Origin of the sequence: Plantibacter flavus (assembly GCF_051487245.1) — a bacterium.
GTDB lineage: Bacteria > Actinomycetota > Actinomycetes > Actinomycetales > Microbacteriaceae > Plantibacter > Plantibacter flavus_B.
This window is the reverse complement of record NZ_JAHVDH010000004.1, coordinates 509656-521984: the sequence shown is the minus strand read 5'-3', so window position 1 is coordinate 521984 and position 12329 is coordinate 509656. Positions and strand designations below refer to the sequence as shown.

Genomic DNA, 12329 nt, shown 5'->3' with positions numbered 1-12329 from the left:
ACATCGAGGTCAGCGATCCTACCGTCGCCTCCGCAGGAAGCCCGCAACAGCGCCCTCCTCTGAATCAGGCAATTCGCGTCACGAATCCCATCCGTCGAACTCTCCCTGTTGGGAGTGACCCGGCGCAGACGACCTCTGCACCCGTCCGAAGCGTGCCCGAAACGCGCTCGGAACGGTGCGGGCCTTGCCCGAACACGGCCCGCACCACAAGCCCGGTCGCTCCCGACCACCGTCAGGACCTCCGATTCACCACAAGGAACACCGTGACCCGCAAACGTCCCACCGAGGCTCTCGCAGGCTGGCGAACTGACGCACGGCAGCGCCAGACCCAAGCAGCGCTCATGACCACGATCCTGACCCTGGCAGCAGAGCGACCGACCTCGGAGCTGTCCGTGACGGAAGTCGCCCGGGAAGCCGGGGTGCATCGCTCGACGTTCTACCAGCACGCCCCGGACACGACGTCCCTCCTCGCCGGCGTCATCCGAAGCCAACTCGATCGGCCGTCCACAGCGAGCAGCGCACCAGATCGCTCGCTCTCGTGGCTGATCAGTCATGTGACCGAGCACGTTCGGCAGCACCAGGCCGTCTACGAGACGTCGCTCCGCGATCCAGGCTCCGCGACCCGATTGCTCGACGTGCTCACCGCGTTCTCACGCGATCATCTGACGGGCGCTGGGCGGCCTCCGAACCCCTCGGCGACACTGGTCTCTGCGCTGATCACCGCGGCGATCCACCTCGAGCTGCTCGCCGGACGACCACCATCTGCACGCGCGATCGTCGGGCACCTCCAGGAGACGGCCGTGGAACTGCAAGCAGCCAGCACACGGTGAGCGACGAGAAGGATCACCGGGCGGACTCACACTGGGCCGCCGGTTGCTCTGTTCTGCCTGCACCGCGAAGGGGCCCCGGGATGAATTCCCAGGGCCCCTCCCGTTGCTGCGAGAGCGGTCACGCCACGCAGGACTTCAGCCCGTAGACCGAGGCAGCCAGGCCGACGTAGGCGATGACGCCGGTGCCCGCCGTCTGGACGATGCCGTATGCCGACGCGCCGGTGCCGACGATGGCGACCACGCAGTCCATGTTGATGGCGTTCGGGTCTGCGACGGTCCCATGCCCGGTGAGGGCGATGGTCTCGATCTGCTGACCGTTGATGTACTTCTGCAGGTAGGAGCCCTTGCAGCTGCTCAGGGCCGTGCCGTGGGCCATGCTGTAGGACGAGCCGTCGGTGCCGACGCAGACGTACTCGTACTGGCCGGCCGGTTCGGCGTTCGCGGCGCCGGCTGCGCCGACGGTCAGCCCCATCGCGGCGACTGCGGTGATCAGGATCCGAGAAAACTTCGTACGCATCAGAGATACTCCTTTGTCTCATTCGTTTCCGAAGCCGACACCGTACCCATCACGCGTCGCTTGAAGTCAACCCAGGGGGCGTGCTACTCGCGAGCGCGCGTCTCACTCGGGCATCGGGAGAACCAGCCCCGGTCAGATCGATCGTCGGCAGGAGCCTGGGAACCTCGCCCCGGGTTCATCGGGCACGTTCCGTCTCCTACCGCCTGCTCCGCACCTCGTGGACGAGGAGCCAGATGAGGTAGCAGCCACCGACGACCACGGTGATGACGCCGACCGGGAGTGAGGTCGGCAGCGCATGCTGCGCGACGATGTCGGACGCAAGCAGGATGACGGCGCCGAGGAGCGCGGACGGCACCAGCGCGATGCCGGCTGTGCGGGTGATCCGCCGTGCGATCTGCGGAGCGGCGAGCGCGACGAACGCTATCGGCCCGGCCGCTCCCGTGACGACGGCCGTGAGTGCGACGGCACAGGCCACGAGACCGAGCTGAGAACGCTCGACCCGCGACCCCAGGGACCGTGCCGCATCGTCGCCGAGCTCGAGCTGGCGGAGCGATCCGCCCAGCGGGCCGAGGGCGATGACGGCGACCGCGATCACCGCCGCCGCAGGGAGGAGCTGCGCCCAACCGACCGTGTTCAACGAACCGGCACCCCAGACGGAGGCCAGCATCGCGACCTCGAGCTTCGCCCGCAGCACGAGGTACGAGCTGAGCGCCTGGAGCATCGCCGAGACGCCGATACCCACGACGATGAGGCGGAAACCCTGGATGCCCCTGCGGTAGGCGAGCACGTAGACGAGCGCCGTCGCGATCAGACCACCGCCGATGGCACCGCCCGCGACGACGGCGGACCCGGCACCCGCACCGACCATGATGATCATGACCAGGCCCCCGGCGTACGATCCGGCGGTGAGCCCGATGATGTCCGGGCTCGCGAGCGGGTTGCGGGTGATCGACTGGAAGATCGCGCCCGAGAGCCCGAGCGCTGCACCGAAGAGCACGGCGGCGATGACCCGCGGAAGGCGCCATTCGAGCACCACCGTCTGCACCAGGCCGCCCTGGCCACCGAGGAACACCGAGGCGACCTCCCCGACGGACAGGGGCAGGTCGCCGAGACACAGCGCGAGCAACGCCAGGGTGAGCACGACGACGCCGAACACGCCGCACACGACGACGGTGCGCAGGCGGAAGCGGAGGGAGAGCCCGCGGCCGCGCCAGGCGATCGTGCGGGGTCCCGCGTCGACCCCGTTCACAGCGCGCTCGCTTTCGCACGCCGCACGAGGTGGATCAGGACGGGCGCACCGACGAACGCGGTGACGATCCCGACGGGGACGTCGCTCGGCCAGAGGATGACCCGGCCGATCACGTCGGACGCGAGCAGCACGGTCGGTGCGATCAGGGTCGAGTAGGCGATGATCCAGCGTTGGTCGGGGCCGACGATCCAGCGCGCGATGTGCGGCACCATGAGACCGACGAAGCCGATGGGCCCGGCGATGGCGGTCGCCGCGCCGGCCAGCAGGGTGATCGCGACGATCGACAGGACCCGGGTGCTCACGAGGCGTGAGCCGAGCGAGGAGGCGAGATCGTCACCGAGCGCCAGCGCGTTCAGCGACCGCGCGCAGAACAGCGCGATGACGACGCCGGCGACGACGAACGGGAGCGCCGGCAGGATGACGTCGAAGCCGCGCTCGACGAAGGAACCGGCGTTCCACCCGCGCAGCGTGTTGAAGGTCACCGGATCGAGGAGCATCATCGCGGTGGTGATGCCGGTGAGCACTGCAGCCAGGGCGACACCGGCGAGCGTCAGCCGGACGGGATCCGGCCCGCCCCGCCCCGCCGAACCGATCAGGTACACGACGGCCGTCACGACCAGGGCACCCGCGAACGCGAACGGGAGGTACTGCGCGGGCGTGCGCGCGCCGAGCACGACGCCGATCGCGACGAAGAGCGCCGCGCCTGCGTCGACACCGAGGATGCCGGGGTCGCCGAGCGGATTGCGGGTGAGGCCTTGGATCAGAGCTCCCGAGACGCCCAACCCGACGCCGACGACGGCCCCCGCCACCGTGCGGGGGATCCGCAGGTCGAGGACGACCAGGTCGGTGACGGAGCCGTCGGGCGTCGTGAGTGCGCGCCACACCTCGGCCGGGCCGATGGGGTGGGAACCCACGAGGACGCTGAGCAGGACCGCGGCCGCGAGTCCCACGACCGCGACCCCGAGTCCCCGCACCCGGCGCGCGTGCAAGGTGCGCGAGGTCACGGACGGCTCAGCCGTCGGTGCGTTGCGGAGCTTCACCACGGACAGCGTCGGCCAGGCGCGGCACCAGCTTCTCGAGGACGTACTTCTGGCTGAGGGGGGTGAGGAAGTAGATCGCGCCGGCGAGGACCTCATCGGTGAACACCGCGTGCCCGCCGGTGACGGCGCTGAGGCTCGAGGTGGTCCCGAACTGCAGCACCTCCTGGACGGCGTCGGGCGACTCCGTCGCGAACACGATGACGTCGGCATCGATGACGCCCATGTTCTCGGCGGCGATCTGCGCCTGACCGCCCTCGCTCGGAACGTACTGCTCCAACCCGGGCGTGATCGTGAACCCGAGATCGGTCAGGAAGTCGGTGTTGAGACCGTCGGGGTACACCCACATGTTGCCGTCCCACGGCCCGCCCTGCGAGAACGACGCCGTGAGGCCCGCGAACTCCGGGTGCTCCGCTGCGGCTGCCGCGTAGGCCTCCTCGACGCCCGTGATGAGCGCCTCACCCTGTGCCGAGCGGCCGACGGCCCGTGCGACCGTCCTGGTCTGATCCTGCCAGTCGGCGAAGTAGAGCCCGGCGCCCTCCTCGTTGGTCACGGTCGGTGCGATCTGCGCGAGCTTCTCGTAGTTCTCCTCGGTCATGCCGGAGTTCGTCCCGATGATCAGGTCTGGCTTGAGCGACGCGATCTTCTCGTACTCCAAGCCGTCGGTCGTGCTGAGCACGGTCGGTTCGGCGTCGCCCAGCAGCTCGGTGGCCCACGGCCAGACCGCGGAGGGCTGCTCGCCGTACCACTCGGTCGTCGCGATCGGCGTGACGCCGAGCTCGAGGAGGATGTCCTGCTCGGTCAGGCCGACCACGACGATCCGCTGCGGCTCCGACGGGATGACCGCCTGTCCGTACTCGTGCTCGATCGTCACCGGGAACGTGTCGCTGGGTTCGGTCGTGTAGTCCGGGTTCTCCGCAACTGCCGCGGCGGTGCTCGAACAGGCGGTGAGTGCGACGCCGACGAGGACGAGTGCACTCGTCGCGGCGAGCAGGCGGGCGGCTGTCGTGGCCGTGGCGCGGTGGAGCTTCGGGGCGATCATGGGGTCCTTCATCGATTCGGGTGGTGAGATGACGCCTGTCAGGTTAGCCTTGCCTAATCGCTCTGCGCCATCGCTCCGAGTGGACAGGAATGCTCAGAAGGAGACAGCTGTATGTCTGGTCACGACCATCTCGACCCTGACATCGACCTCTTCGGCACCATCGATGACGCCGAAGAGACACTGGGGCAATTCCTCGTTTCGCGCGCTCGAGTCGACGCGACGACCCGGTTCGACGAGCACTCCCACCAGGAGGACCAGCTTGCGTGGATGAGCTCCGGCTCGATGGAGCTGGCGGTGCTCGGCGATCACCGGCAGCTGCGTCGCGAGCACCTCGCCTGGATCCCGGCGGGCCTGGTGCACGAGATGCGCTTCAGCGAGCCGGGAGAACTCATCTGCGTCTATGCCGATCCGGCGCTGCGCCCTCGAGGTGGTGGCTGGAACGGCGCACGGACCGTCGCGGTCGACGACCTCGCGGGCGCACTGCTCCTGCACCTGGTCGACGCCGAGCCCGCCGGGCCGCGGCGGTGGCGCTGCTGGTCACTCCTGGTCGATCTGCTGTCGTCTGCCGCTCGCGACGATGAGGCGTTGGCCCTCCCCCGTGAGCCCCGCGCGCGTGCCATCGCGTCGGCCCTGATCGCCGACCCTGCGGACCCGCGCGGCCTCGACGAGTGGGCAGCGCATGCGGGTGTCAGTCCGAAGACGATCGCTCGGGCGTTCGCGAACGGCACGGGGTGGTCGTTCCGCGAGTGGCGGGTGCGGGTGCGCCTGCACGCGGCGGCGGGCATGCTCGTGCGGGGTGCCGCGGTGCAGGACGTCGCGCCAGCCGTGGGCTACGACTCGGTGGGCGGCTTCATCGGGGCGTTCCGGAACCGTTTCTCGGTGACCCCCGCCGTCTACGCCGCGCGCAGCCGGGAGGACCTGGGCGGAGCGTGACCTCGTTCTTGCGCAGGGACGAGGAGGGCGTATCGCCTAGCGACCCGCGGTCACAGGAGTGTGACGCTCGTCCGCACCTCGGATGACGAACGCGACCGCGATGAGCGCGAACACACCCGCGATCAGGTTGATCGCGGCGCCGATGCCGGCGAGCGGCCCGGGGGTGCCGTGGGTGACGGCGAACGTGGAGAAGTCCCAGAGGCCATGCAGCACCATCGCCCAGATGAGCGTGCCGGTGACCCGTCGGACGATGTAGAACACCGTCCCGGCGATGAACGCGAACACCACCTGCTGGATGGTCGCCCCGAGGGCTTGTCCGGTGGCGTTCAGCAGGTGCATCGCGCCGAACAGGACCGAGGTGAGCAGCCAGACCCAGACCTCGCTGAGGCGACTGCGCAAGCCCGTGAGCAAGAGGCCCCTGGTGGTGATCTCCTCCGTGAAACCGACGAGGAGGATCACAAGCGAGGCGGCGAAGAACGCGCCGTCGTAGGCGGCCCAATCCGTGGAGATGAGGTTGAAGACGAGCGCGACGGCCATGAGGATCGGTGCGATGATCGGCCAGCGAACGCTCCGGTGTCGCTCGAAGAGTGCAGGCCGCCACCAACCGAGCAGCGATGTCGTGAGCGCGAGCAGTACAGTGGCGATGATCAGGGACAGGCCGGCACCGAAGAAGAGGTTGCTCCCACTCTTGCCGAGTTCGTCGTACCTGACGCCGGAGAGCAACTGGATGCTGAAGACGACGACGAGGTAGCCGACGTAGATCGCGAGGCCGATCCAGACTCTGGGACGGACGTTCAGTGCTGCGGACATGAGCCGTTCCTTCGAGATCGTGGCGTACGGGGCGGGAACCGTCGGCCTCAGTCGCCGAGGTCCTTCAACAGGTCGTTGAGGCCGAGACCGCCGATGTTGAGCGCTTCGAACTCGAGGGCGGTCCCCGTGGTCGTGTCCGTGAGCTCGATGACCCGGACGGTGCCGCTGTGGCGACGGGTGACTGTGAGGTTGCTCCGCTCGATGTGCGCCACCGGGTGGAGGTGCTTCCAGCCGCCGACGAGTCCGGTGGAGGTGCGTCCGAGGACGTAGACCTTGGTCGCGGAGACGGCGAGCACGATTGACGGATAGCTGCCGTGTGACGCACTGTTCGCCCGCTGTGCGAGCATGCCTCCAGCGACACCCCAGGCGGTCTGGTTGCTCCCGCCCACGCCGACACCGACCGCGGCACCGAGGACGCCGGAGATGGTCGATCCGCGAGGCATCACGACCGCGACGTCGAGGATCTCGTCGTCGGGGATGACCGACTGGGCTCCCTCGCGTGCATGCTCTTCTCTCGACATCGGACGACCCCTCTCGCGTGACCCCGGTCTCGGGGTGCTCGACACATGTTGGAAGCTATCGCGCACAGCTCAGGACGTTTCCGAGCATCATGCGCCCCGCTCGACATCGGTCCCGAGAAGACTGTAACGACCACCAGAACACCCCGAAAACGCCTTGACAGCCGCCCGTTCACTCCACCAGGACCCTCACCGCACAACCGCCGACTTCGCGCACCTCGCCACCCTCGGCCTGCTCGCGAAGGCGTTCCCTCACGCGAGGTCCAGCACCGCCGCTGCTCCTCAGCGCGGTCGGTCCGCGAGCTGACGTCCGGCTGAGCGTCTTGCGCTCGCGGGCGATCAGCCCGTTCTGTTCACGTTGCTGCCCTGCCGTGCGGAAGATCGCCCGAACCATATCCACAGGGGGCGAGCCGTGACGGCAATGAGCACCGCGAACAGGCTTTGACTGATGACCCCGAAGGGCGAAAGTCCACCGACGAGAGCGAAGACGGTCCAATTCACTGCGATGTCGGCGAGGATCACGGCGCTGCCGAGCACGATGCCGGAGCGCCGTCGAACGATGATCAGCACCGCCGTGACAGGATCCAAGATCGTCAACGACACCCAGAACAGCCGCACGCCGGGAGGGAAGCCGTTGTAGACGTCCAATCCGCCGAGGATCAGATCCGCCGTGTGCGTGGTCGTCCCAACGAGGAAGCCGATCACCCACATGATTTGGAACACTCTGAGCGCTCGAGCTGATGCGACGAGGGCGATCATCCGCTCATGATAGCGAGCAGGTTCACGAGGCGCGGGTCGGGGGTTCTGCGGTGGCCAGGCCTGCGGCTACGTGACCAACGAGTTCGTGGCAGTACTCAACGACACTTCGCGTTGAGCGCTGACAACGACATGTGAACGCGCACGCAACGTGTCGCTGCGGGGCCAGTGAACGAGCGCCGAGTCCGCGCTCCGTGTGACGCGGTGATCATTCGGGAAGTTGGCGCATCCACTTTCTGAGGTCGTCGAGCGCGGTGAGCGCGACCGTGGCGTGGTCGGCGTCCGGGTACACGTGGGACGTCACCGTTGTGCCCGCCCGTTCCTGCTTGGTGACGTAGGCAGCCGTGACAGTGGGGCGGATGAGGGTGTCTCGAGCTCCTTGGGCAACGAACAGCGGCACGGTGAGTGGCTGCGTCGGCGTGTTTTCCGCGAGGAGGTCGCCCCAAACGGGAGCCGTCCCTGGGTTGGCGGTAACGAAGTCGCCGATCATCGGAGTGGCGATGTCGTGCAACTGCTTGTTCTGCCCGAGCAAGCAGAGCTCCGCCATCTTCGGCACCGCGGCAACCCCGGCCGGAGAGAGGATCGTCGCCAGCGGATCAGCCGGAAGCCGGTCGGCGTAGGCCGTCGCGTAGGCGCTGAAGGCGTAGGCGCCGATCGTGACCCCGGAGACGTCGCCGATGTCCGCATCGAGGAGGGCGGCGAGATCGCTCGCGGGAGCCGCGACTGCTACTCCACGGAGGCGGAGCTCCGGGGCGTACCGCGGCACGTTGTGCGGCGAAGAGTGCCGCATGCCCGCCCTGTGAGTGGCCCCAGAGGACGACGCGGTTGCTTGCTCCGATGCCGTCGACATGCTGGGCTGCGCGGGCGATGTCGAGTACGTTCGCCGCCTCGGTCGCTCCGATGAGGAATGAGGCCGGACCGGGGAGGCCCATGCCGGCGTAGTCGGTGGCGACCACGACGTTGCCGTCTGCGAGGAGGTCTGTCAGCCCCTCGATGAGGTCGAACGGCGCTATGCCGCTGGACGGCGCACATCGCGGCGCGGTCCCGGTGGTCGGATGCGCCCACGACACGACCGTCCGTGAGCCCGATGCTGCAGGCTCGATGGGAGCCACGATGAGGCCGGAGACGAGAATGTCCGCGCCGTCCACATCGGTCGAGTGATACACAACCCGGACAGCCTGCGCACCGTCCGGAGCGCCGACGACCGGCTCGCTGCGCACGATCGTCCCGGGGGCCGCCGCAGCGGGGCTCACCGTGGGCGAGGCGTAGAATCCGGCCACCGACGACTCCACAGCGGCGCCCTCGCCCACTCGAACCCCGAAATCGAGCAGATTGGAGATGGTTGGTGCGGCGATGATAAACGCGACGAGCGCGGCGATGCCGATGATCCGTTTCAACCGATGCCGACGTGGGGGCTGCTCGTGCTTGTCTCGCGTGGGCTCTGTGGTGTTCATGCTACGGACCGTCCGACCTGGAAGTCGACCCAGCTCGCACCTCCGAAGTGCACGCTGTTGCGTGATAGGTATGGCGGGACGGGCAGGTCGAACTGAGCGTATCCGTTCGACGGGGACTCGCGAAGGAGATCGGTGCGGCTGCCGATGTCGAGCTGGAGCGATTCGCCCTGCTGCAGAAGAACGGGAGCCGGGGTCAGGCTGAAGCGGAGGGTGACGACCTCGCCCGGGTGCAAGGGCTCGAGCACGCTCGAATCGATCGCGATCTCGGTGGCCGTGCAGCGGGCCTCATCGATGCATCTCGCTGCAGGCCGGATCGCGCCCATCGAGAGGTGGTGGCGAACCCCGTCGACATCAATGCGGGACAACCGAGCGACGACGTAGGAATCGATCTCGTTGCAGGAGAACGCAAGATTCGCGGTGATCGGGCCGGTCAGTTCACAGGTCTCGTCGACGGCGTATCGGAAACCGAGTGTCTGGTTCGCGACCTCATCGAGCCCGCCGAGGACCGGCACACCGATCGGAACCGCAGCCCAGGACGCCTCCCCCTCGGCCGACGGCTCGACGGAGAGGCAATGATCGGCAGCCCCCACGCCTGGTCCGCCTGATCCGAGATGCAGCCGAAGGCGGCCGGCGTCGGGAAGCGGAAAGTCGCTGCTGGTGAAGAATTCGTCTGCTCCGTCGACCCAATACCGCACAGCCCCCTGCTCGTCATAGCCGTTGTCGGTCCCACGCAGCACATGATCGAAGAAGGCGAGAGCCTCCCCCTCCCAGGAGTAGACGGGGAGGTCGTAGGCGGCCTCAGCGAGGATGAGCCACTTCTGACCGCTCGGCGTGCCGGCGTTCTCGAAGAGGTCGTAGCTGCCGAACTGGTGCAGGTTGAAGTACCCCGTGTTCTGCACGGTGACGAACGGGACGTCGATGCTGTCGAGGTGGCCGGAGGGCCCTTCAGGAACGCTGGGGTGCTCGCGGGTCTTCGCATCGAAGATCCACTGCGCGTACAGCTCGCGGACCTGCTCTTCGGGTGTGGCCGACATGAACGTCCGGAACATGCGGTCCACGTTGTGGTGGACCGCCTTTTCGAGCAGTCCGTGAAGTGGGCCGTTGGTGATGTGGCTGATCGCGGCGCGCGCATCGGGCGCGAGCCGCCGAGCGGTGTTCGCCTCGGTGAAGTTCGCGCCCATCCACAAATCGAGGAAGTACAGTGCCGGGACGCCGCCGAAACCAATCAGGTGCCGGTACAGGTCGGTGCAGATCTCGTTGGCAAAGAACGCTCTCAAGGCCGGCGGTCTCCGGGCGGCGACCATCGGCTGGGTCATGCCGTAGTACGACGTGCCGAAGAGCACCACCTCACCGGTGCACCAGGGCTGATTCGCCGCCCAGGCGATGGCCTGCTCGTGGTCGTCGACGTCCTGCGGATCGAAGAACGGCACCGATTCCCCGCTCGAGCGACCCATGCCCCGTCGCTCGATGACGACCGGAGCATAACCACGGTCCGTGAAGACGGGAGGGGAACCGATCTCGTTCGACCCGGTCGGGATGCCCGCCGTGTGCAGCTCCGTGCTGTACGCCCCAAACGAGAGCACGGCCGGGTAGCGTCCAGCGACGCGAGGCAGATACACGTCTGCGTGCAACTCCACTCCATCGCCGACCGGAATGCGCTGGTCGGCGAGCGTCCGCTGACCGAGCCCGCTCATCGCGACGGCGCGAGGTGTCCAACCCGCGTACTGTCGGCCCGCCGTCGACGGCCGAAGAGAGAGGTGGGGCCGGTCGTTCATGCAGGGGCCTCCAAGTGAGCGTTAGGGGTGGACGACTGCGATAGACGCAGGGAGGTGAGGAGAGTTGCGAGCATGCGTCGGGCTTGGGACTCAGCATCGGGGGGCGCGGCCGCCCACAACATGACACTGATCCCCGTGCCAGCAGATTGCATGAGCGCGAGGATCTCTCGGGTGGGCGTTATGCCCGCCGACCTCAGCAACTCGCTGGTCGTCGGCAACACATCCCGCCCGAGCGCCGCGAACGCCTCTCGCACACAGGGGTCCTGATCGGCGCTCTGCGTGAGCGCGACGAGCACCCTCGTCTGCTCCGGATCCGCCAGCACACTGGCCAAGACCGCGATCTTCTGCTCAACCGTCGAGACCGTTCCAATGACCTGCAGAGCTGCGATGCGTTGCGTCACGGCGAGGTCCGCGACCGCGCGAAGCAGGTCGACGCGAGAGGGGAAGTAGTAGGTGAGATGGCTCTGGCGCAGTCCGGCTCGTGCTGCCACCCGAGGCTGGGAAAAACGCACGAGCCCCTCTTCTCGAAGCACGTCGATCGCCGCCTGCAGAATGCGCTCCCGCTTGTCCACTTCGATCTTCAGCACCGCACTCCTTGGTTGGTAAGACAACCAAGAATCTAGCCCATGGTTGTCGGGAACGGAAGGAGCAAATTGCTCAGCCCAACCTCCGGCCTGATTGATGCTGACATCAGGTGCCCAGATGACTGGGTACCAGTCGCCGTGCGCGAGGAGGAAGGCTTTGGCGTAGCTGTCGAGCGCGGTGTGGGCGAGCTCGCTGATGCCTGCTCGGAGCCGGTCGGTCTAGAGTGTCGCCCCGAACAGGAAGCGACGCTTGAGATGACGAAGCGACACTGTGAACGGGCATTCACCTACATGTGAACGGCCGCGCAAAGTGTCGCCGCGGCCACGCTGAATCAGCGGGTTTCCCACGTAAAGTGTCGCCGGCGTTTCCAACACAAAGTGTCGCTCCGAACATACCCGCGTGTTTCCGCGGATCTGAGGACGAGCTGGGGTCGTTAGGTGGCGCCCTCCGCCGAGGACCCGCCTGGAATGACCTGTCCGCATGGTTGTCGCGCTCGACAGCAATGCGGCCCCACGCTCGCCGTCAGGATGTGCGCCGCGACATCGCAGATCTTCGCTCGAACTCGACGGCCCTGAAACACCTAGACCGTTAACCCCAACCCGCCGGGCCACGTATTGGTTCATCGGCAACCGTCCTGCAACTCGTTGTTCATGGGGCGTCTCGCGGGTCATCCTCTGGGAGGCCGCGAACGCTGCTACCGCCCCTCTAACGGATGCGCCAGATAACGAAGGCGACTAGCCGCTGTTTGATGGACCCGAGAGCAGTCACATCCAGGCGTCCGCGGGGCCGCGAATGGAGTGAAGCACCATTCGTTTCCCCGGGG

14 protein-coding genes are annotated in these 12329 nt (G+C 67.4%); 3 read left to right on the top strand and 11 right to left on the bottom strand.

All coding sequences use genetic code 11. From position 1 onward, the window contains the following. The first annotated feature begins 341 nt into the window (after window positions 1-341). Window positions 342-830, top strand: coding sequence for a TetR/AcrR family transcriptional regulator (locus KXS11_RS12695; RefSeq protein WP_437385954.1), 489 nt, complete (start codon window positions 342-344; stop codon window positions 828-830). A gap of 118 nt (window positions 831-948) precedes the next feature. Here the strand turns inward: KXS11_RS12695 and KXS11_RS12690 are convergent, their stop codons facing one another. From KXS11_RS12690 to KXS11_RS12675, 4 genes are all read right to left on the bottom strand, one after another. Beyond that, a complete protein-coding gene (locus tag KXS11_RS12690; protein WP_437385953.1) occupies window positions 949-1347 on the bottom strand; it encodes a hypothetical protein in 399 nt (132 codons plus the stop codon). Window positions 1348-1543: 196 nt separating this feature from the next. Continuing rightward, a complete protein-coding gene (locus tag KXS11_RS12685; RefSeq protein WP_437385952.1) occupies window positions 1544-2596 on the bottom strand; it encodes a FecCD family ABC transporter permease in 1053 nt (350 codons plus the stop codon). Beyond that, window positions 2593-3636 carry a FecCD family ABC transporter permease gene (locus KXS11_RS12680; RefSeq protein ID WP_437385951.1) on the bottom strand — a complete coding sequence of 348 codons (1044 nt, stop codon included), beginning with the start codon at window positions 3634-3636 and terminating at the stop codon, window positions 2593-2595. Before KXS11_RS12680 ends, KXS11_RS12685 begins: the two co-directional genes overlap by 4 nt. Then, window positions 3608-4675 (bottom strand): ABC transporter substrate-binding protein, encoded by a 1068-nt coding sequence (locus KXS11_RS12675; protein ID WP_437385950.1) that lies wholly within the window; start codon window positions 4673-4675, stop codon window positions 3608-3610. Before KXS11_RS12675 ends, KXS11_RS12680 begins: the two co-directional genes overlap by 29 nt. Window positions 4676-4786: 111 nt before the next feature. Between KXS11_RS12675 and KXS11_RS12670 the strand changes: the two genes are divergently transcribed. Further along, window positions 4787-5608 (top strand): helix-turn-helix domain-containing protein, encoded by an 822-nt coding sequence (locus KXS11_RS12670; protein WP_437385949.1) that lies wholly within the window; start codon window positions 4787-4789, stop codon window positions 5606-5608. Window positions 5609-5644: 36 nt separating this feature from the next. On the opposite strand, the gene KXS11_RS12665 is transcribed toward KXS11_RS12670, so the two are convergent. From KXS11_RS12665 to KXS11_RS12635, 7 genes are all read right to left on the bottom strand, one after another. Then, window positions 5645-6418 (bottom strand): CPBP family intramembrane glutamic endopeptidase, encoded by a 774-nt coding sequence (locus tag KXS11_RS12665; RefSeq protein ID WP_437385948.1) that lies wholly within the window; start codon window positions 6416-6418, stop codon window positions 5645-5647. Between the two features lie 47 nt (window positions 6419-6465). Beyond that, window positions 6466-6939, bottom strand: coding sequence for a hypothetical protein (locus tag KXS11_RS12660; RefSeq protein ID WP_437385947.1), 474 nt, complete (start codon window positions 6937-6939; stop codon window positions 6466-6468). Between the two features lie 336 nt (window positions 6940-7275). Then, on the bottom strand, window positions 7276-7695 hold the full coding sequence (locus tag KXS11_RS12655; RefSeq protein WP_437385946.1) for a hypothetical protein: 420 nt from the start codon (window positions 7693-7695) through the stop codon (window positions 7276-7278). Between the two features lie 205 nt (window positions 7696-7900). Next, a complete protein-coding gene (locus KXS11_RS12650; protein WP_437385945.1) occupies window positions 7901-8248 on the bottom strand; it encodes a hypothetical protein in 348 nt (115 codons plus the stop codon). 40 nt (window positions 8249-8288) lie between these two features. Then, window positions 8289-9146 carry an alpha/beta fold hydrolase gene (locus KXS11_RS12645; protein ID WP_437385944.1) on the bottom strand — a complete coding sequence of 286 codons (858 nt, stop codon included), beginning with the start codon at window positions 9144-9146 and terminating at the stop codon, window positions 8289-8291. Beyond that, window positions 9143-10921 (bottom strand): CocE/NonD family hydrolase, encoded by a 1779-nt coding sequence (locus KXS11_RS12640; protein ID WP_437385943.1) that lies wholly within the window; start codon window positions 10919-10921, stop codon window positions 9143-9145. Before KXS11_RS12640 ends, KXS11_RS12645 begins: the two co-directional genes overlap by 4 nt. Next, the gene (locus KXS11_RS12635) at window positions 10918-11508 is read right to left on the bottom strand and encodes a TetR/AcrR family transcriptional regulator (RefSeq protein WP_437385942.1); all 591 of its coding nucleotides are present in this window, start codon (window positions 11506-11508) and stop codon (window positions 10918-10920) included. The genes KXS11_RS12640 and KXS11_RS12635 overlap by 4 nt, the downstream gene beginning before the upstream one ends. Window positions 11509-11547: 39 nt before the next feature. Here KXS11_RS12635 and KXS11_RS12630 point away from each other — a divergent pair, with 39 nt between their 5' ends. Further along, window positions 11548-11802, top strand: a complete 255-nt coding sequence (locus KXS11_RS12630) for a hypothetical protein (protein WP_437385941.1) — start codon at window positions 11548-11550, stop codon at window positions 11800-11802. Window positions 11803-12329: the final 527 nt, after the last annotated feature.